Origin of the sequence: Sphingopyxis sp. C-1, from assembly GCF_001047015.1 — a bacterium.
Lineage (GTDB): Bacteria > Pseudomonadota > Alphaproteobacteria > Sphingomonadales > Sphingomonadaceae > Sphingopyxis.
In genome coordinates this window covers 569,899-588,560 of record NZ_BBRO01000001.1, presented here as the reverse complement: position 1 = coordinate 588,560, position 18,662 = coordinate 569,899, and the positions used below count along the sequence as shown (strand labels likewise).

Genomic DNA, 18,662 nt, shown 5'->3' with positions numbered 1-18,662 from the left:
TTTATTTTTTCCGAGTCTTGCCGGTTGCGTTCGCTTTAGCAACCGGTTTCACCCTGGCTTTTGTCGCAGTTTGGGCCGTCGCCTTTGGCTTTGCCCTGGATTTGGGGGCGGGTTTGGGCGCCGCTTTCGGCTTTGCCGTAGCGGCTTTCGGCTTTTCGGGTTTCGGCGTCGCGGCCATCAGGTCGGCGAAACTTTCGTCGATGCATTCGCGGAAAAAGGCGATGTCGGGCATGATCGAGCGTTCGCCGATGATCGAGAAGGCGATCCGGCCGTTATAGCTTGGGGTCGCAACGAACAGCCCCATATTGTTCGCGAGCGGTGCCATGCCATGCTGCTGCACCAACTGAGCACCGGCCAGATAGAGCGGCACCTGCGCGCCGGGGACATTCGAGATGAAGAGGTTGGTGCCGCGCACCGCGAAACGCTCGCTGGTCACGAGCCGGGCAACCGCCGCCATCGTGGCGCCCGGAATATGCTGCGACAGGTCGGTCATGATCCGCGCGCTGACCCCGGCCTTCGCCTCCTTCGCCTCGACCGTATAGTCGCGGATCGCCGCGAGCCGTTCGAGCGGTCCCGCGATGTCGGTGCGGATCGGGACGCTCATCGCCGACACCTGATTGCCCGGGGTCGATGCCTTTCCGCCCTTTCCGCGCAGATTGATCGGCGCGACCGCGACAAGGCTCTCGTTCGGCAGTTCCTTATGCTTCTGAAGATATTTGCGCAGCGCGCCGCCGACGGTGGTCAGCACCACGTCATTGACCGTCGCACCGAGCACTTTCTTGCGTATTTCCGCCACGTCGGTCAGCGCGACCGTCGTCGCGTCGAACATCTTGTGCGGGCCGACGGCCACGTTGAAGCGCGTTTCGGGGACTCCAGCGGTCATGCCGCCCTCGGAAATCGACTTCCGCGCCGAAGAGATGATCGCGGGCGACATCTTCATGAGCGCGTTCATGAACTTGACCGGCGACTGCATCGATGCCGACCAGGCGCGCGAGAGGGTTTCGGTGCTCGACGGTGCCTTGCCCAATTCCTCGACCGGCGGCGGTTCGGGTATCGCGGGCGTGCCCTTTGCATCGATGTCGCTCATCGCGATAAAGGCGTGCGCCCCCGACGCGCCGTCGACCGCTGCATGATGAACGCGGTGGAGCATCGCGAAGCTGCCCTTCGGGATGCCCGGAATGCGGTCGAGCCCCTCGATGATATAAATGTCCCAGAGCGGGCGATTCATATCCATCGGCTTTGAGAACCAGCGCGCGACCGCGATGCAGAATTGCCGCCAGTCGCCGGGTTCGGGCAGGCGCGCGTGGCTCATATGCGCCTCGATGTCGAAATGCTCGTCCTCGACCCAATAGGGATGGTCCATGTCGAACGGCAGGCGATGCAACCGCCGCTTGAACAGTGGCGAGGTGTCGACTCGGCTTTCGACGTGGCGGATGATGTCCTTGAAGCGCACGAAACCGCCCGGCGCGGTCGAGGGGTCATAGATATAGACCCCCATGATGTGCGTCAGATTGTTCGCGGTCTGCGTGTAGAGGAACTGGGCGTCCTGCGCGCTAAGCTGTTTGAGCATTTATCCTCCTGAACCCGGCAAGCGGTCGGCGAGCGCGACGGTCGAAAGCCGCATCGTCTCCATGACGTTGGCGAGGCCGCGCAGTTCCATCAGCAGCGCGCGGCGCGCCGCGAGATTCACCGGCGTCGCCTCTTCCGCGAGCCCCATGTGGCGCATCAGCGACAGGCCGTTGGCAAAGAGCAATTTTCCGATCGCCGCCTCGCTGCTGATACGGCGGAGCAGCCAGGCCTGCCGCCCCTCGACCAGCGCCGCGTCGAGCAGCGCCTTTTCGTCGACCGCATCGCCGGGATTCGCCCGCGCAAGCTGTTCGGCGACGACCGAATAGGCCTCGGCGAAGGGCAGCAGGATCGCGTGACCGACGACGGGCTGACAACGGCGTAGAAGCTGCGCGACACCGCGGTCGCCGCTCGCAAGCCGGCGGTCCCACACCGGGTCGATGCGGGCAAGTTCGGCCTCCAACGCGGCGCGATGTTCGTCGCGGGGCGGGTAGAAGAATTCGAATTTGAACAGATCGCGAAGGCGGTCGATCTTCGCCCAGAAGGCAGCCGTCGCATCGCCGCTGTCGCCATCGCGCAGTTCGAACAGGGCGAGTTCGATCATCGCACGGTCGAGGAAATGATGCGCGATGATGTTGCGGTAATAGCTTGCCATCGGATGTTTGGCGGGGTCGATCGAATAGACATTCTCGCTGCCCGCCTCGTAACGCGTCAGCAGGCCGCTCTCGACCAGCGTATCGACGGTTGCCGACAGCGCGCCGTCGTCGCCGCTCTCCAGTTCGCGGCTGAGACGGATATCGCGTGCACGCGCCCAGTCGGTCACCGCGCCGATCGCGCCGAGAAGTTCCGCGGCAGTTGCCCCCCGCGGCGCCATGCCGAGCAGGATCAGGCACATGACCGAGGTGACGGTGAGCGGGGTGACGCGGTTCGCCTCGACTGCGACCGCAAAGGCGATCTTCTCGAGCGCGCGCCTGTCGTCGGGGGCCGGCGCTTCGTCGATCACCACGGGATTGCCGATGTCCAGGCGGATGCGGCCCGATGGTTCCTTCAGGCTTTTCATATAGCCAATAAACCATGACAGGCTTTCGGGCTTCTTGTTCCGCCCCGTCTGTTCGGCCGCATATTCCTCGACATCGCGGATCAGGTCGAAGCTGGTGACGAAGGGAACGAAATGCACATCGCGCGTGCCCGTCGCATGTGCCGCGTCGAGGACATATTTCATCAGCCCATATTTGGGCGGCATCAGCTTGCCGAGCCGCGATCGCGTTCCCTCGAACGCCCAGCTCAGGGGGAAACGCTTGGCGAGCAGCCACGCGATATAATGACGCAGCACAAGCTTATAGACCGGCTGATCCTGAAAGCTGCGCCGGATGAAAATCATCCCCGATCGGCGGAAGAATTCGCCCATCACAGCGAAGTCGAGATTGGCGCCGCCGAAGCTGTGCAGCATCGGCATGTCGTTCTCATATGTCAGCCGGCTGGGCGTCGCGCCGTCGATATAGGTTTTGTGCGTGAAGAGAATCGCGGTGGGATGCTCGCGCAGGATGCCCCGCAGCTTCGCGAGCTCCGCCGCGTCGATTTCCATTTCAGGCGCATATCCGCCGAACATCATGCGATCGAGCCGCGCGCGAAGGTCGAGGAAGAGCGCCGACGGCCGCGCGATGACTTCCTTCATCAGCGGCCGTGCCTCGCGATAGAGATCGCCGACCGGGCGGCCCGTCTTCTCCGCCAGATCGGCGAGCGCGGCGCGGAATTTGGGACTGGTGCGCAGGCCATCGGCGACGAAGCGCGGCACCTTGTAACGCGTCCCCCGAATGCCGCGCTCCGCAACGTCGAGCGCAAGCGCCGCCTGCCGCGCGACGAAGCCCGCGAATTCCGGGCTGTCCGCGCCCTCGCCGTCGCCGCCGCCCGTTTGCGCGCAAAAGCGGTCGCGGAGCGTGTCGAGCGTCGCCGCCTCGCCGACCAATATCTGCGCCCGGCGGCGATCGCGGAGCAGAATCAGCCGGGACCGGAGCGGGCCCGGATGACGCGGATCGCCGAAGATCAGGTGGCGGAATTTGAGCGCGCGGTCCCTGTCGAACCCGGGGATGCGCCAAGCGACGCGCAGGGGCACCACCAGCCGCGACGGTGCACCGCCAAGCCGCGTCTGAAGCACGTCGACGGGCAGCGCATGGTCGCCATCCTCGATATCGAGACTTGCCCAGGCCGGTTCGTCATCGCCGCTCGTCGAATGGATCCAGTCGAGGAGCAGGCGCCGCTCGACCCCGTTGCGCGCGTCGATGATATAAAGCCGGTCGGCCGCCTGCTCCGCCACGATAGGGGTGCGGGGCGTTCCGTCCGCCACGGTTTAGACCGCCGTCATTGCGAGGAGCGAAGCGACGCGGCAATCCAGTGTCGCGTAAGCCGCCCTGGGTTGCTTCGCTTCGCTCGCAATGACGAGGTGAAACATGGCTAGGCCTTCTTTTCCTTTCGCGCGGCGGCTTTCTTGGCCGGAGCCTTTCTCTTCGCTGCGGGCTTCTTTTCAGCTGCCTTCTTCGTCTTGGCCTCAGGCGGAGCAGCCGCCGGCTCTTTCGCCACCGATTCCGCCACGCTCTCCTCAGGCTGCCCCAAGGTACGCAGGAACATGTTGCGGACGTCACGGACGTGATTGTTAATCGTCCGCGGGCTCCATTTCGACGTGTCGACGGGCGGCAGCACCGTGACGCGCACCGTTGCGGGACGCATCACGAACTCATTCTTCGGCGCCACGTCGGTCGCATTGTGAATGACGATCGGGACGATCGGAACGCCCGCCTGCATTGCAAGGTGGAACGCGCCCTTTTTGAAGGGTTCAAGCTTCGGCGTCAGGCTGCGCGTCCCTTCGGGCGCGATGCAGATCGACTTTCCTTCCTCGCGGATCGCGTCGACGAGGGGCTCCATCGCCTTGATCGCGCTCTTGCCGTCGGCACGGTCGACGAAGACGGTGCCGCCCCATTCCATCAGCTTGCCGAGGATGGGGATGTCCTTGATCTCCTTCTTCCCCACCCCGCCCATGTCGCGGCGGATGAGCTTGGCGAGGATCATCACGTCCGCCTTGCTCTGATGGTTGAAGATGAAGACGCATGGGCGCGATGACCAGAGATGGCGTTCGTCCTCGACCTCCAGCTCGACGCCGGTGATCGCGGTCGCGAAATCGCCGAACAGTCCCATCGAGAAATTGACCGCCTCACGCTGCGATCGGGTCAGCGCCCAGATCGGCAGGCCAGCAGCGAAGGCGCCGACGAGCGAGCCTGTTGCGTAAATGGTGCGCGTATAGTCGATCCACGACGGCGTGCCGCGGCTAGCAAAGCGCTGGACGGGCCAGTTGCGCTCATCGGCGATGCCCTTCAGCTTCATGTTCGGATTAAGCGGCCGCGGCTTGCCGACGCGTTCGAGCAGTTCGATATCGTCGTCGCTGTCCGAGTAGAAAAAGCTCTGATCGAGATCGAGGCCATATTCGGCGGCGAGTTCCTCGGCGGCAAGCACCTTCCCATCGCCAAAGCACAGCGGTCGGATGATCTCACCAGTGAAAACACCGTCCTCGATCTCATAGGCCGAGCATTTTATGTCGGTGATGCCAAGGTCGCGCGCGGTCGGTTCGATCTGGTAGATCGTCGCCGACGAGATGATTGCGACGCGATGCCCCTTTGCCTGATGCGCCTCGATAATCGCCCGCGTCTCGGGGTAAATTTTCCGCGCGATATGCTTTTTGTAGAGCTCTTCGCCAAACGCGACAAAGCTCTCCTCATCGACGCCCTTCATGAATTTGGCGGCGGCGGTCATCAGCCCCGAGAAACCGATCTGGCCGAGGCTGTGCTGCGCGACGACCTGTGCGGTCTCGGCAATCTCCTCGACCGACATTTCGCGGCGCTGAAATTTCTCGCGCAGCATCGCGGTCGCCGAATAGCCCGAGATGATCGTGCCGTCGAAATCGAACAGTGCGGCGATGTGCGGTCCGGGTTCGGAGCTGAGAACTTCTTCCAAATGTGGCTGCGGCCTTGGCACCCGTATCTCCCCACCAGCGGCTATGTTGCCGCTTATCCCTGCACGATGACAGGTAAAATGGGGTTAATCAATGGCCCGAAAGTGCCGACGCCTCGCGCGCGAGAGCTTCGACCCGCACCGGGTCGAGCGGCCCCGACGGGACGACCCAGCTGCCACCGACGCAAAGCACGGGCCCCAGCGCGAGCCATTCGGGTGCGGTCGCGGCGCTGATCCCGCCGGTCGGGCAGAAATTGATCCCGCCGAACGGCCCCGTGAGCGCCTTCAATGCCGGAATGCCGCCGCTTGTCGCGGCAGGGAAGAATTTGAAGCTGTCGAGTCCGAGGTCGAGCCCCGCCATGATATTCGATGCATTGGCGACGCCGGGCAGGAACGGGATGCCGCTTGCCACCGCCGCTTCGCCGAGGCTGTCGGTAAGGCCCGGGGAGACGATGAATTCGGAGCCCGCGTCAATGGCGTCCTTGAGCATCCGGGGGTTGAGCACCGTCCCCGCGCCGACCACCGCGCCGGGCACCGCCTTCATCGCCCGGATCGCATCGAGCGCCGCGGGGGTCCGCATCGTCACTTCGAGCACCCTGAGGCCGCCCGCGACGAGCGCCTCGGCCATCGGGACCGCATCCTCGACGCGGTCGATGACGATCACCGGGATGACCGGCGCGATGCGCATGATCTGCTCGATACCTGAATCCGACATTTCAATCTCCGTTCGCCCTGAGCTTGTCGAAGGGCTGTTCTTTTCTTGACCCGCTGGAAGGGAAATACGGTCCTTCGACAAGCTCAGGACAAACGGGTTTGAGGACTTAGGTCACCATTTCCATCGCCGCGAGCACCGCCGAACCGCCCTTCTCCGCCTCGTCGGCGTGATGGCGGAACAGCGCGAACAATTCGCGCCCGACGCCAAGCGCTGGCGGCGGCGCGGCGGCCGGTGTGCGCGATGCCCACTCGGCCTCGTCCACGAGCGCGACCGCTTCGCCGTTCACCGCGCACACGCGCACGATGTCCCCGTCCTGAAGATAGGCGAGCGGACCGCTCACCCCATCGGGGCCGGGCAAAGCTTCGGGTGAAAGGTGAATCACCGCAGGAACTTTGCCGCTGGCGCCCGACATGCGGCCGTCGGTGAGCAATGCGACGCGGTATCCCTTGTCCTGCAGCACACCGAGCGCGGGTGTGAGCTTGTGCAGTTCGGGCATGCCGTTGGCGCGCGGGCCCTGGAAGCGGACGACGACCACAACGTCGCGTTCCAGTTCACCCGCCTTGAATGCGGTGAGCACCTGATTCTGGTCGTCGAAGATCCGGCACGGCGCCTCGATCGTCCAACGATCCTGGGCCACGGCGCTGGTCTTGATGATCGCGCGGCCGAGATTGCCTGCGAGCAGGCGCATGCCCCCATCGGGCGAAAAGGGCGCCGCGACCGGACGCAGCATGGTGTCGTCGCGGCTGGTCTCCGGCGCGGCCTGCCAGCGGAGTTCGTCGTCCACGAGCACAGGCTCGGAGGCATAATCGGCCATCGTGCCGCCGACGGTCAGCACATCGCCGTGCAGCAAACCGGCGCCGAGCAGCTCGCGCACGATATAGCCGATGCCGCCGGCAGCGTGGAAATTATTCACATCGCCCGCGCCGTTCGGATAGACGCGCGCGAGCAAAGGCACGGCGTGGCTCAGCTCGTCGAAATCCTGCCAGTCGATGATAATCCCCGCCGCGCGCGCGATTGCGGGCAGGTGGATCGCATGGTTCGTCGAGCCGCCGGTGGCGAGAAGCCCGATCGCGGCGTTGACGATCGCCTTTTCGTCGATGCAGCGCGCAAGCGGGCGATAATCGTCGCCATCCCAGCCGATCTCGGCAATTCGGTGCGTCGCGGCGCGCGTCAGTTCCTGCCGCAGCTTGGTGCCGGGGTTGGTGAAGGCGCTGCCGGGAACGTGGAGCCCCATCAGTTCCATCATCATCTGGTTGCTGTTCGCCGTGCCATAGAAGGTGCAGGTGCCCGCGCCGTGATAGGACGCCGCTTCGGCCTCGAGCAACTCGTCACGCGTCGCCTTGCCTTCGGCATAAAGCTGGCGGACGCGCTGCTTTTCCTTGTTCGCAAGGCCAGAGGGCATCGGCCCCGCCGGCACGAGGATCTGCGGCAGGTGGCCGAAGCGCAGCGCACCAATCAGCAGGCCGGGAACGATCTTGTCGCAGATGCCGAGCAGCAGCGCGCTTTCGAACATCGCATGGCTGAGCGCGATCACCGTGCCCTGCGCGATATTGTCGCGGCTGAACAGCGACAGGTCCATGCCCGCCTGCCCCTGCGTCACGCCGTCGCACATCGCAGGGACGCCGCCCGCGACCTGTGCGGTCGCGCCCACTTCGCGCGCGAAGAGTTTGATCTGTTCGGGGTAGCGGCCATACGGCTGATGCGCCGAGAGCATGTCATTGTAGCTGGTGACGATGCCGATATTCATCGCGCCGCCGGTCCGGATCACCGCCTTGTCATCGCCCGACGCGGCAAAACCATGCGCGAGATTGCCGCACGACAGATTGCCGCGATTGGTCCCCGCCTCGCGCTGGCGTTCCATCAGGTCGAGATAGGCAGCGCGGCGCGGCGCGCTGCGCTGGATAATACGGTCGGTAACCTTGGCGATTACGGGGTTCAGATCAGTCATGCCAACTCGCTCCGTCGCGCTCGATCAGCGCGATTGCACTCGACGGCCCCCAGCTTCCCGCCGTGTAATTCTGCGGCGCCATGTCGACCGCGGCCCAGGCGTCGCGGATCGAATCGATCCACTGCCACTGCGCCTCGACCTCGTCGCGGCGCACGAACAGGGTCTGGTCGCCTTCGATGAAATCGAGCAGCAGACGCTCATATGCGATACGCCGACGTTCGCCCGCAAAGCTGTGCGAGAGCGAGACGTCCATCGTCACTTCTTTGAGCTTCACCCCGTCGCGATCGAGGCCAGGCTGTTTCGCCATCACCTTGACCCGGATATTTTCCTCGGGCTGCAAATTGATGATCATGCTGTTCGCATCGAGTTTGCCGGCGCCGACGCGCGCGAAAATATTGTGCGGCACGGGCTTGAACTGAATCAGCACCTCCGATTTGCGCTGCGGCATGCGCTTGCCGGTGCGCAGGTAAAAGGGCACGCCCTTCCAGCGCCAATTGTCGATATAGGCCTTTAACGCGACGAAGGTTTCGGTGTTCGACGGGTTGCCGAGTTCGTCGGCATAGCCCGCGACCGCGCCGCCGTTCACTGCGCCGCTGGTGTACTGGCCCTTGACGCTGTGCGACTTCACGTCCTCGGCCGTCATCTTGCGCAGCGAACGGAGCAGCTTGACCTTTTCGTCGCGTACCGCGGTCGACGAGACGCTCGCGGGCGGCTCCATCGCGATGATCGCGAGCAGTTGCAGCATGTGGTTCTGCACCATGTCCTTGAGCGCGCCGACGCCATCGTAATAGGATACGCGGCCTTCGAGCCCGACGGTTTCCGCAACCGTGATCTGGACATGGTCGATCGCCTGCGCATTCCACAGCGGCTCGAACAACATATTGGCAAAGCGCAGCGCGAGCAGGTTCTGGACCGTTTCCTTGCCCAGATAATGGTCGATGCGAAAGACGCGGTCCTCGGCGAAAGCGTCGCCGACCTGCGCATTCACGTCGCGCGAGGACACAAGGTCCTGCCCGATCGGCTTTTCCATCGCGATGCGGCATTCGGCGCAGGCGATGCCCGCGGCCTTCAGCCCCTGCGCAATCGGCCCGAACATCGAGGGCGGGGTCGAGAGATAGGCACCGATCGGGCGACCGAGCCGGTCGCCGAGCTGTGCCGCGAGTTCGTCATATCCCGTGCCCGCGCCTGCATCGACCGAACAATAATCGACGCGTTCGAGGAAGCCCGCGACCTGGCCGTCGTCGAGACGATCGGCGGAGAGATGATCGGTCAGCGCGTCGCGGACCATCTGGTGGCATGCTGCCCGATCCATCTTCGAGCGCCCCGAGGCGACAATCGTCAGCGCGTCTTCGAGCAGCCCGTCGACGTGGAGATTATAGAGCGATGGGAACAGCATGCGCTGCGCAAGGTCGCCCGTCGCGCCGAACAGGATCAGGGTTTCGACTTTCACGCTCACTACAGTCCCCTTGGATAGTATTTCAGAATTGGAGGATGCACCCCGCGAATGCAACGCGCATACGTAGGCCGCATACGATGTCGCCCCTTGGCAAATCGGACAACGCTGCCATAGGAATTCGCCATGTTCGACAGCCCTGCCCCTTATGATGTCATCGTCGTCGGCGGCGGTGTCAATGGCGCGGGCGTCGCGCGCGATGCCGCGGGACGCGGTGCGCGCGTGCTGTTGATCGAGGCAAATGACCTTGCCGAGGGCACCTCGTCGAAATCGACCAAGCTGATTCACGGCGGGCTGCGCTACCTCGAACATTATGAATTCGGCCTTGTGCGCGAGGCGCTGAAGGAACGCGAAATATTGTGGGGCATTGCGCCGCACATTATCCGTCCGCTGCGCTTCGTGCTGCCGCACCGGCCGGGGCTCCGCCCGCGCTGGCTGCTCCGCCTGGGCCTTTTCCTCTATGACCACATCGGCGGCCGCAAAAAGCTGCCGGCGACGCGTTCGATCGATTTGCGACGCCATGCCGCAGGTGGGCCGCTGCAGCCGCAATATGTCAAAGGCTTCGAATATTCGGACGGCTGGGTCGACGATGCGCGGCTTGTCGCGCTCAACGCGCGCGACGCGGCCGATCATGGCGCGCGGGTGCGCACGCGCACGCGGGCCGAAATGCTGCGCTGCGAGGACGGGTTGTGGATCGTCGATGCGCGCGACGATCAGGGGCACCAATATCGTTTCGCTGGCCGCAGCGTCGTCAATGCGGCGGGGCCTGCGGTGCTCGACCTGCTGAAGCGCGCCGACGCAGAACCCGATCACCAGATGCGGCTCGTACGCGGCTCGCACATCGTCGTGCGCAAGGTCTTCGAGCATGACTATGCCTATTTCTTCCAGCTTCCCGACGGGCGCATCTTCTTCGCGATTCCCTATGAACGCGACTTCACGCTGATCGGGACAACCGATCAGGATCATGAAGGACCGGCGAGCGAGGCGAAGGCAAGCGACGAGGAAATCGCCTATCTTTGCGAAGGCGCCAGCCTCTATTTTCGTGCGCCGATCACTCCCGCCGATGTCGTCTGGACCTATTCGGGCGTCCGGCCGCTGATCGAGGACGGATCGGGGCGTCCGGAGGCGGCGACGCGCGGATACCGCATAGACCTCGACATGGCGGAAGGCGCGCCGCTGCTCACCATCTATGGCGGCAAGATCACCAGCTATCGCCACGTCGCCGAAGACGCGGTCGACGAGCTTGCCGGGCACATCGACGCGCTGGCAGGCAGGCGCTGGACAGGAAAAGCGTCGCTGCCCGGCGGCGATTTCGTGACCGACGGTGCCGAGGCACTAAAGACTGAATATAGGCTCGCCTATCCCTTCCTGGCCGCCGCAACCGTCGACCGCATCGTCAAGGCCTATGGCACCGATGCGCGCCGCTGGCTGGGCGACGCGACCGACTGGGATGCGCTCGGCGGTGAAATCGCCCACGGACTCAGCGTTGCCGAAGTCCGCTGGATGGTGACGCGCGAATGGGCGCGCACGACCGACGACATTCTTTGGCGGCGGAGCAAGTTGGGGCTGCATTTCACGCCGGATGAAATAGCCGCGCTCGCCGAACAAAGCGCCCGCCTCGTCACCGAGGCGCGGCTCGCCGACGCGGAATATTATGACGGCCGCGTAGACGACTGATAGCTGGCCTGGCGCGCGCATCGCCCGCCGCGCGGGCAAGCTCGCCTAATCCGCGCCGAACTGTTCGGCGAGCTTGGCGCGCCGCACTTTCCAGGTTTCGGCGAGCGCGGGCACGTCGCGAAGCGCGCGAAGATCGGCGACGCGATCCTTCGCTTCGCCGCCGATCAGCAGCCCGAAGAGCGACGCGAGCGGCCATTCGGGCCAAGGCCGTTCGACCAGTTCAAGATCGTCGCCCGCGCGCACGGTGCCAGGTTCGAGCACGCGGTAATACCAGCCCGAGCGCCGCGTCTTCACGACGCCGGCCATCACGCCCTTGGCCCCGAAACGATGGTCGAGTTTCCAGCACGGCTGGCGCGCCTGCGTCACCTCGACAAGCGCGCTGCCGAGACGGAAGCGATCCCCCAGAAAAACGCTGTTTTCGTCGAGTCCGGCGGTCGAGATATTCTCCCCGAACGCGCCCGCCGTATCGAGCAGGGGCACATCGCCGAGCTGACCGCGCCACCAGTCATAATGATCGGCGGGATAATGATGGATCGCTTTGTCGATGCCGCCATGGACGCTGCGGTCGGCCTGTTCGTCGCCGACGAGCCCCATCGCGTCGACCGCGACGGCGTCGGCGACCGGCAGCTTGCCTATCGCGCTCGGCTCGTCGCCGCGAAAGGGGCGCGCCTTGCCCGTCAGGACAGCGAGAATCGGGGTCTTCATGCCCGCGATTGCATAGGCCAAGCGGCGCAAATGGCAATTGGCAGACTTTGGCAGGAGGCTTGGGACGCCAGACTTAGGCCTCGGCGAGCGCGGGCGTTTTTTGCGTCCGCGTCGCGAGTACGATCGCGAGCCCGGCGAGCGCCATCCCCGCCCCCGCGATCGACACCGCCGGAAAACCGAGGCCAAGGCCGATCACCCCGCCACCAACCGCGGCGCCGATCGCATTGCCGAGGTTGAAGGCGCCGATGTTGACCGCCGAGGCAAGGTTCGGCGCGTCGGACGCCGCCTCCATCACGCGCATCTGGAGCGGCGGGACGATGGCGAAGGTCGCGACGCCCCACAGGAAGATCGTGACCGCCGCGGCAATCGGCGAGTACATGGTCATCGCGAACAGCAGGAGCATCGCCGCAAGCCCGGTGAGCGAGACGATCAGCGTCCGATCGATCGAGCGGTCGGCGAAGACGCCGCCGAGCCAGTTGCCGGCGGTCAGGCCGAGCCCGTAAATCACCAGCATCGCGGTAACGAACAAGGTCCCTGCCCCCGTCGCTTCGGTCAGAATCGGGGCGATATAGGTGAAGACGGTGAACATCGCGGCCGAACCGATTGCGGTGAGGGCGAGCGCGACGAGCACCGCGCGGCGTTTCAGCACGCCAAGCTCGGCGAGCATATTGCCGTCCTCGGCACGCGGAATGTCGGGGAGCGCGAAGCGAAGCGCGACCATCGTGAACAGGCCCCAGATCGCGATGATGCCGAACGCGGTGCGCCAGCCGAAGGTTTCGCCGACCCAGGGCGCAAGCGGCACGCCGATGACGTTGGCGAGCGTCAGCCCCATGAACATGGCCGCGACCGCGCTCGCGCGTTTTTCGGGCGGGACGAGGCTCGCCGCGACGACCGAGCCGACGCCGAAAAACGCGCCGTGGTTCAGCGAGGTGATGACGCGTGCGACCATCAAGGTCGTGTAATCGCCCGCGACCGCGGACAGGAAATTGCCGAGCGTGAAGATGGCCATCAGGCCGATCAGCAAGGTCCGGCGGTTCATCCGCGCGGTGGTGAGCGTCATCAGCGGCGCGCCCAGCATGACGCCGAGCGCATAGGCCGAGACGAGCAGCCCGGCGGCGGGGATCGAGACGCCAAGCCCCTCGGCCATATCGGGGAGCAAGCCCATCGGGGCAAATTCGGTGATGCCGATACCGAAAGCGCCCGTCGCGAGCGCGAGCAGCGGGAAATTGATTTTCATGGGATGCTTCCTGTCAGACGAGCGGCGGGTTGAGGCGCGCGAAGCCCGCCTGTTGCCGGTAGGGCGTGTGCGGATAGGGCGGCAGCACGTCGCTCGCGGCGTCGAGCGCCGCCACCTGCTCCGCCGTCAGCGTCCAGCCGACCGCGCCCAGATTCTGCCGAAGCTGCTCCTCGTTACGCGCGCCAATGATCACCGACGAGACGGTCGGACGCTGGAGCAACCAGTTGATCGCGACCTGCGGCACCGTCTTGCCGGTTTCGGCGGCGACAAGCTCCAGCGCATCGATCACGCGGTAAAGCAGATCCTCGGCGACCGGCGGCGCAAACTGTTCGGTTTCGTGGAGGCGGCTGCCCGCGGGAACCGGCCGGTCGCGGCCGATCTTGCCGGTGAGGCGCCCCCAGCCGAGCGGACTCCAGACGAGCGCGCCAATACCCTGATCGGCGGCGAGCGGCATCAGATCGGCTTCATAGGCGCGGCCGATCAGCGAATAATAGACCTGATGCGCGACGAAGCGCGGCGCGGCCAGCCGGTCGGCGGCCGCCTGCGCCTTCATGAGCTGCCAGCCGGGATAGTTGGAGACGCCGGCATAGCGCAGCTTGCCCGCGGCGATGAGCGTGGCAAGCGTGTCCATCAGCTCGTCGACCGGGGTCGAGGCGTCGAACGCATGGAGCTGGAGCAGGTCGATATGGTCGGTGCCGAGGCGACGGAGCGAGGCGTCGACCGCGCCGATCAGCCGGCTGCGCGAGGCGCCCCAATCCTGCGGACCATCGCCCATCGGCAAGCCGGTCTTGGTCGAGATCAGCACCGCGTCGCGGCGGCCCTTGATCGCAGCACCCAAAATCTCTTCCGACGCGCCGTTCGAATAGACGTCGGCGGTGTCGAACAGCGTCACTCCCGCGTCGAGGCTGATGTCGATGAGGCGCCGCGCTTCGTCGGCATCGCTGCTGCCCCAGGCGCTGAACAGCGGTCCCTGTCCGCCGAAGGTGCCGGTTCCGAAGCTCAACGCCGGAACGCGCAGTCCCGATGATCCCAATTGGCGATAATCCATGATCCACCCTTTCGATTGCGTGTCGAACGCATAGATGGACGCGCGCATTGGGCCGTTGTAGCGTTGCATGAAGCGAAATATTTTTGAAATGAACGCAAAGATGGATGGAAGCGGCGACCGCGCACGATCGATGGAAGTCTTTGCCGCGACGATCGCCGAGGGCAGTTTTTCGGCCGCAGGGCGCTGCCTTGGGCTGACGCCGTCGGCGGTCAGCCGCACGATCGACCGGATCGAGGCGCGGCTGGGCGTGCGCCTGTTGCTGCGCTCGACGCGCGCGCTGACGCTGACCCCCGAGGGCGAAGCTTATCTGCGCGCCGCTCGGCGCATTCTCGCCGACCTTGGCGATGCCGAACAGGCGATCGCCGATCAGGGCGCCCCGCGCGGACGGCTGCGCGTGAGCGCGGCGCAGGCGCACGGGCGACAGACGATCGTGCCGCTGATCGGCGAGTTCGTGCGACTCTATCCGCACATCCTCGTCGACATCAGCCTTGCCGACCGGCTGGTCGATATCGCGGCGGGACAGGCCGACGTCGCGATCCGTTTCGGCCCGCTCGCCGACAGCCCGCTGACCGCGCGCAAGCTGGGCGAAAGCCGCCGCGTCATCGTTGCCTCCCCCACCTATCTGGCGGCGCACGGCACGCCGCGTAGCCCTGAAGATCTGCACGATCATAATTGCCTGAACTTCAACTTCCGCCGCGCCGAGCCCGTGTGGCCGTTCCGCGACGGGACGCGGGAGTACGCGCTGTCGGTGCGGGGCAATATCGAGGCGAACAATGGCGAGACGTTGGGGCAGCTCGCCGCCGCGGGGGTCGGCATCGCGCGCGTCGGCGCGTTCAGCATCGCCGACCAGATCGAAAGCGGCGCGCTGGTGCCGATACTGGAGGATTATAATCCGGGCGACATCGAGGCGATCCACGCGGTTTTCGCGGGCGGGGCGAACACGCCGGCGCGGGTGCGGGTGTTCGTGGACTTCCTTGTCGAACGGCTGGGGCGTGGAGGTTGAGATTGGTGGTCAGGGAACGACCGGAACCTGCCCTATCTTTCGTCGTCACCCCGGACTTGATCCGGGGTCCCGCTATTTCGTGAAGCGTGCCAGTGCCTTCAATAAGCGGGATCCCGGATCAAGTCCGGGATGACGGAAGTGTGTAACAGGATGTCCGCCCTCCACCCCGTTTCAGCCCTTCGGAGCCGATCCGGCTGAAATGACGGCAATCGACCGATTGCGGACAAGTTGCAGATGCTGCTGGGGTGCAGCCTGCTTGGCATAGTGAAATCGACGGTGAGCCGCTAACGTAGCAGTTCGTAAGGACAGTCTGTATATTCCCCGTCCAGCCTTCCGTCGGCAGGCATCGCCAAGTAACAAAAGCCTCCACTGGGCTTGGCCAGGCTTCCAAGACAGAAATAGGCACGCTCGTTCTTCGGAACAGAAATATTGTCCATCACCCGGGTGATCTCTTCTTCGCTTTCAAGGACATTGTAACCGACCTCCGACAGATATTGGCGGCAGCTAAGTTGGTCGGCCTCATCCCTCTCACCGGGATTAGAGCAACTTATGACTCCTAACCCGCACATAGAAACTAGGAAGCTGACGCAAATCTTGATCGAGATGTTCATATCGCCAGTTTTAATGCATTTCCGTCCGCTTCCCACTCCCTTTACGTCGCTGGCCGCTAATCTAGATACGATGGCAGCTCTCGACCAGAAGCGGACATTGCGTGCGCGCTGAGTCCTCCGTAATCTATGATTATGACTCAGAGCGCGTTTGAATGGGATCCTCGTCCACCCACCGCCCATGAGCGACTCATCTGTGGCGTATGGTTGACGGCATTTATGGTTGCCGTAGCAAATCGGTATTTTGCGTGGCGGTTGTTTCAAGGTTTTGACAATGGGGTTCTCTTTGTCCTGTTCGTTGTCGCTTTTTTCCTCATCGCTAGATTGCCTACAGTAAGGCGCAATGAGGACATTCGACGGCCTTTGGCATATTGGCTAACAATTGGCGCCGGTGTGGTTGGTGCGCTAGTTTTGACATTTACTGGCTCTCAGCACTGAAGTCAGCTTCCCCACCCCAAAACAGACATTACCTTCAAATAGGTCTTTCCTACATTATCCGGCCGTGCCAGCCTTCATCCGGCTCTTTCATTCGGTGAGAAAAAAGACGGTCGCTGCCTGGCTTTCCGGTGACCATGATCGGACGTGCCGCGCACATCCAGCACTCCGCGACCGGCAAACCGGCGCGCTCATAGGGCTGAACTTTCCTGAACTTTGAAATATTGCGCGGCCCTTGCACCGAAGCGAGCGCCTACTGACGAACTGACACGCCCCGCATCGCCGGGTTGAGACAAGCCCATATCGATGAGCTATCGTACGATCATGACCAGCGAAAAGATCGACCTGCCCGTCCGCCGTCTGGGCCTTGCCGAACCCGGCGACGAAACGCTGATGCGGAGCATTGCCGTCGAGGCGCCGGTGTCGGTCGAGGTCGGCGGCATCGCCTATGCGGTGATGATGGCGACCCCAGCCGACCTTGAAGATTATGCGATCGGCTTTGCGCTGGGCGAGGGTCTGATCGAGACGGCGACCCAGATCGGCCGCGTCGATGCGCACGCGATCGAGGGCGGCTGGGCGCTGCGCATCTGGTTGCCGCCCGAACGCAATGCGATCGCGCTCGAACGCGCGCGCAAACGGGTGAGCGAGAGTAGCTGCGGTCTCTGCGGGATCGAGAATATCGAGGAGGTGTTGCGCCCCCTGCCCACCGTCACCGCGCGGATCGCCACCGACCGGGGCGCCATCGCGGCGGCGCTGTCGGCGCTTGGCGATCACCAGCCGCTCGGGCGCGCGACGGGCGCGGTCCATGCCGCGGCTTTCTGTACGCCCGATGGCGCGATCCGGATCGTGCGCGAGGACGTCGGGCGGCACAATGCGCTCGACAAGCTGGTCGGGGCGATGGCGCGCGCGGGGATCGATCCGGGGACAGGCTTTATCCTGCTGTCGGCGCGTTGCAGTTACGAGCTGGTCGAAAAGACGGTGCGCGCGGGATGCCCGATGCTCGTCACCATCTCGGCGCCGACGAGCCTGGCGGCGGAGCGCGCGGCAGCGGCGGGATTGACGCTGGTCGCGCTGGCGCGGACGGACTCGGCGCTGGTGATCAGCGATCCGCGCGGGATGATCATATGAGGACGCTCGGCGCGGTGCTTGCGGGTGGCCGTTCGAGCCGCTTCGGGTCGGACAAGGCGCTCGCGATGCTGGATGGGCGCACGTTGCTCGATCATGCGACGGCGACGCTGCGCCCGCATTGCGACGCGGTGGTCGTCGTCGGTCGCGGCGACGTCGCCGACTGGCCGCGCCCCGACATGGGGCCGCTCGGCGGCATGGCAGGGGCGCTCATCCATGCGGCGGATCGGGGGTTCGATCAGTTGCTGACGGCGCCGGTCGATTGTGTGCGCCTGCCCGATGATTTGCGGGCGTTGCTGGAGCCCGCGCCGGCATTTCTGGGCACGCAGCCGGTAATCGGGCTTTGGCCGGTCGCGGCGCTGCGCGACCTTCGCGTCATGCTGGAGGATGGAAGCGATCTTGCGGTCAAGGCCTTTGCCCGGCGGATCGGCGCGCGCGCCGTGACGAGCGACTTCGTGCCGCCGAATATCAACCGCAGCGCCGACCTCGACCGCCTGACGGGATCATGATCCGCCGATGGCGTTCACGGTGAACGCCAATATGCCCATGTTGAAGATGAACGCCGCCATGCAGTGGCCGAGCACGACGCGGCGCATATGCGCGCCCGATATGGTGACGTCCGACGTCTGGAACGTCATGCCGAGCGTGAAGGCGAAATAGAGGAAGTCCCAATAGCCGGGCTCGTGCACCCCCGGCACCTCGATCCCGCGCTGGTCGCGGCCGTCCTTCTGCAGATAATAGAGATGCGCATAGTGGAGCGTGAACACCATATTCGCGAACAGCCACGCGAGCGCGAGCGTCGCGACGATGAGGACGACGTCGGTGCGGCCCAGATGGCCGGGGCTCGCGATCAGCGTGCCGACCGCGAACAGGATAACGAGCGAGAGGAGCACGGTGATCGCGAGGAGCCCGATGCGGTTCGCGTCATTATTCTCGGCGCGGCGGCGCATCTGATCGGCACTGGCACCGAACAGCGGCATCACCGTGCACAGGAAGATGAATGCGGCCGCGTCGAAGCCGATCAGAAAGGCCGCGCGCGGATCGATCCGCGCGGCGAGGGCGGCGGCCAGCGCGGCGACCAGCACGACGGGAAAGATCAGGAAACGGACGGGCGCGATATGCTTGCCGACAGCCATCGGCGGC

At 64.6% G+C, this 18,662-nt stretch carries 15 protein-coding genes; 4 read left to right on the top strand and 11 right to left on the bottom strand.

What is annotated here, in order from left to right; genetic code table 11:
- Position 1: 1 nt before the first annotated feature.
- The 6 genes from SC1_RS02630 to zwf all read right to left on the bottom strand — a co-directional run bounded on the left by SC1_RS02630 (position 2) and on the right by zwf (position 9,624).
- Positions 2-1,570 carry a wax ester/triacylglycerol synthase family O-acyltransferase gene (locus SC1_RS02630; RefSeq protein WP_062177204.1) on the bottom strand — a complete coding sequence of 523 codons (1,569 nt, stop codon included), beginning with the start codon at positions 1,568-1,570 and terminating at the stop codon, positions 2-4.
- On the bottom strand, positions 1,571-3,880 hold the full coding sequence (locus SC1_RS02625) for a glycerol-3-phosphate 1-O-acyltransferase (protein ID WP_238586541.1): 2,310 nt from the start codon (positions 3,878-3,880) through the stop codon (positions 1,571-1,573). It abuts the gene before it with no gap.
- 137 nt (positions 3,881-4,017) lie between these two features.
- Complete coding sequence (locus tag SC1_RS02620; RefSeq protein WP_238586540.1) at positions 4,018-5,568, bottom strand: HAD-IB family hydrolase; 1,551 nt, start codon at positions 5,566-5,568, stop codon at positions 4,018-4,020.
- An 88-nt stretch (positions 5,569-5,656) separates the two neighbouring features.
- On the bottom strand, positions 5,657-6,280 hold the full coding sequence (gene eda, locus SC1_RS02615; protein ID WP_062177196.1) for a bifunctional 4-hydroxy-2-oxoglutarate aldolase/2-dehydro-3-deoxy-phosphogluconate aldolase: 624 nt from the start codon (positions 6,278-6,280) through the stop codon (positions 5,657-5,659).
- A gap of 106 nt (positions 6,281-6,386) precedes the next feature.
- Entirely contained in the window at positions 6,387-8,228 is a 1,842-nt protein-coding gene (edd, locus tag SC1_RS02610; protein WP_062177193.1) for a phosphogluconate dehydratase, read from the bottom strand.
- Positions 8,221-9,624, bottom strand: a complete 1,404-nt coding sequence (gene zwf / locus SC1_RS02605; protein WP_062183432.1) for a glucose-6-phosphate dehydrogenase — start codon at positions 9,622-9,624, stop codon at positions 8,221-8,223. The genes edd and zwf overlap by 8 nt, the downstream gene beginning before the upstream one ends.
- A 183-nt stretch (positions 9,625-9,807) precedes the next feature.
- Between zwf and glpD the strand changes: the two genes are divergently transcribed.
- Entirely contained in the window at positions 9,808-11,358 is a 1,551-nt protein-coding gene (gene glpD, locus SC1_RS02600; RefSeq protein ID WP_062177190.1) for a glycerol-3-phosphate dehydrogenase, read from the top strand.
- Between the two features lie 45 nt (positions 11,359-11,403).
- Here glpD and SC1_RS02595 read toward each other — a convergent pair whose 3' ends face one another.
- The 3 genes from SC1_RS02595 to SC1_RS02585 all read right to left on the bottom strand — a co-directional run bounded on the left by SC1_RS02595 (position 11,404) and on the right by SC1_RS02585 (position 14,348).
- Complete coding sequence (locus SC1_RS02595; RefSeq protein ID WP_062183429.1) at positions 11,404-12,063, bottom strand: MOSC domain-containing protein; 660 nt, start codon at positions 12,061-12,063, stop codon at positions 11,404-11,406.
- 73 nt (positions 12,064-12,136) lie between these two features.
- On the bottom strand, positions 12,137-13,300 hold the full coding sequence (locus tag SC1_RS02590; protein ID WP_062177186.1) for an MFS transporter: 1,164 nt from the start codon (positions 13,298-13,300) through the stop codon (positions 12,137-12,139).
- Between the two features lie 13 nt (positions 13,301-13,313).
- A complete protein-coding gene (locus SC1_RS02585) occupies positions 13,314-14,348 on the bottom strand; it encodes an aldo/keto reductase (RefSeq protein WP_062183426.1) in 1,035 nt (344 codons plus the stop codon).
- Positions 14,349-14,436: 88 nt separating this feature from the next.
- On the opposite strand from SC1_RS02585, the gene SC1_RS02580 reads away from it, so the two are divergent.
- The gene (locus SC1_RS02580) at positions 14,437-15,351 is read left to right on the top strand and encodes a LysR family transcriptional regulator (RefSeq protein ID WP_062183422.1); all 915 of its coding nucleotides are present in this window, start codon (positions 14,437-14,439) and stop codon (positions 15,349-15,351) included.
- Positions 15,352-15,635: 284 nt separating this feature from the next.
- On the opposite strand, the gene SC1_RS22045 is transcribed toward SC1_RS02580, so the two are convergent.
- On the bottom strand, positions 15,636-15,962 hold the full coding sequence (locus tag SC1_RS22045; RefSeq protein ID WP_062177183.1) for a hypothetical protein: 327 nt from the start codon (positions 15,960-15,962) through the stop codon (positions 15,636-15,638).
- Between the two features lie 738 nt (positions 15,963-16,700).
- Between SC1_RS22045 and fdhD the strand changes: the two genes are divergently transcribed.
- Positions 16,701-17,522 (top strand): formate dehydrogenase accessory sulfurtransferase FdhD, encoded by an 822-nt coding sequence (gene fdhD, locus SC1_RS02570; protein ID WP_238586539.1) that lies wholly within the window; start codon positions 16,701-16,703, stop codon positions 17,520-17,522.
- Positions 17,519-18,028, top strand: a complete 510-nt coding sequence (locus SC1_RS02565; protein ID WP_062177179.1) for a molybdenum cofactor guanylyltransferase — start codon at positions 17,519-17,521, stop codon at positions 18,026-18,028. The genes fdhD and SC1_RS02565 overlap by 4 nt, the downstream gene beginning before the upstream one ends.
- Here the strand turns inward: SC1_RS02565 and SC1_RS02560 are convergent.
- Entirely contained in the window at positions 18,023-18,655 is a 633-nt protein-coding gene (locus SC1_RS02560) for a DUF1345 domain-containing protein (protein WP_062177176.1), read from the bottom strand. The genes SC1_RS02565 and SC1_RS02560 overlap by 6 nt on opposite strands.
- Positions 18,656-18,662: the final 7 nt, after the last annotated feature.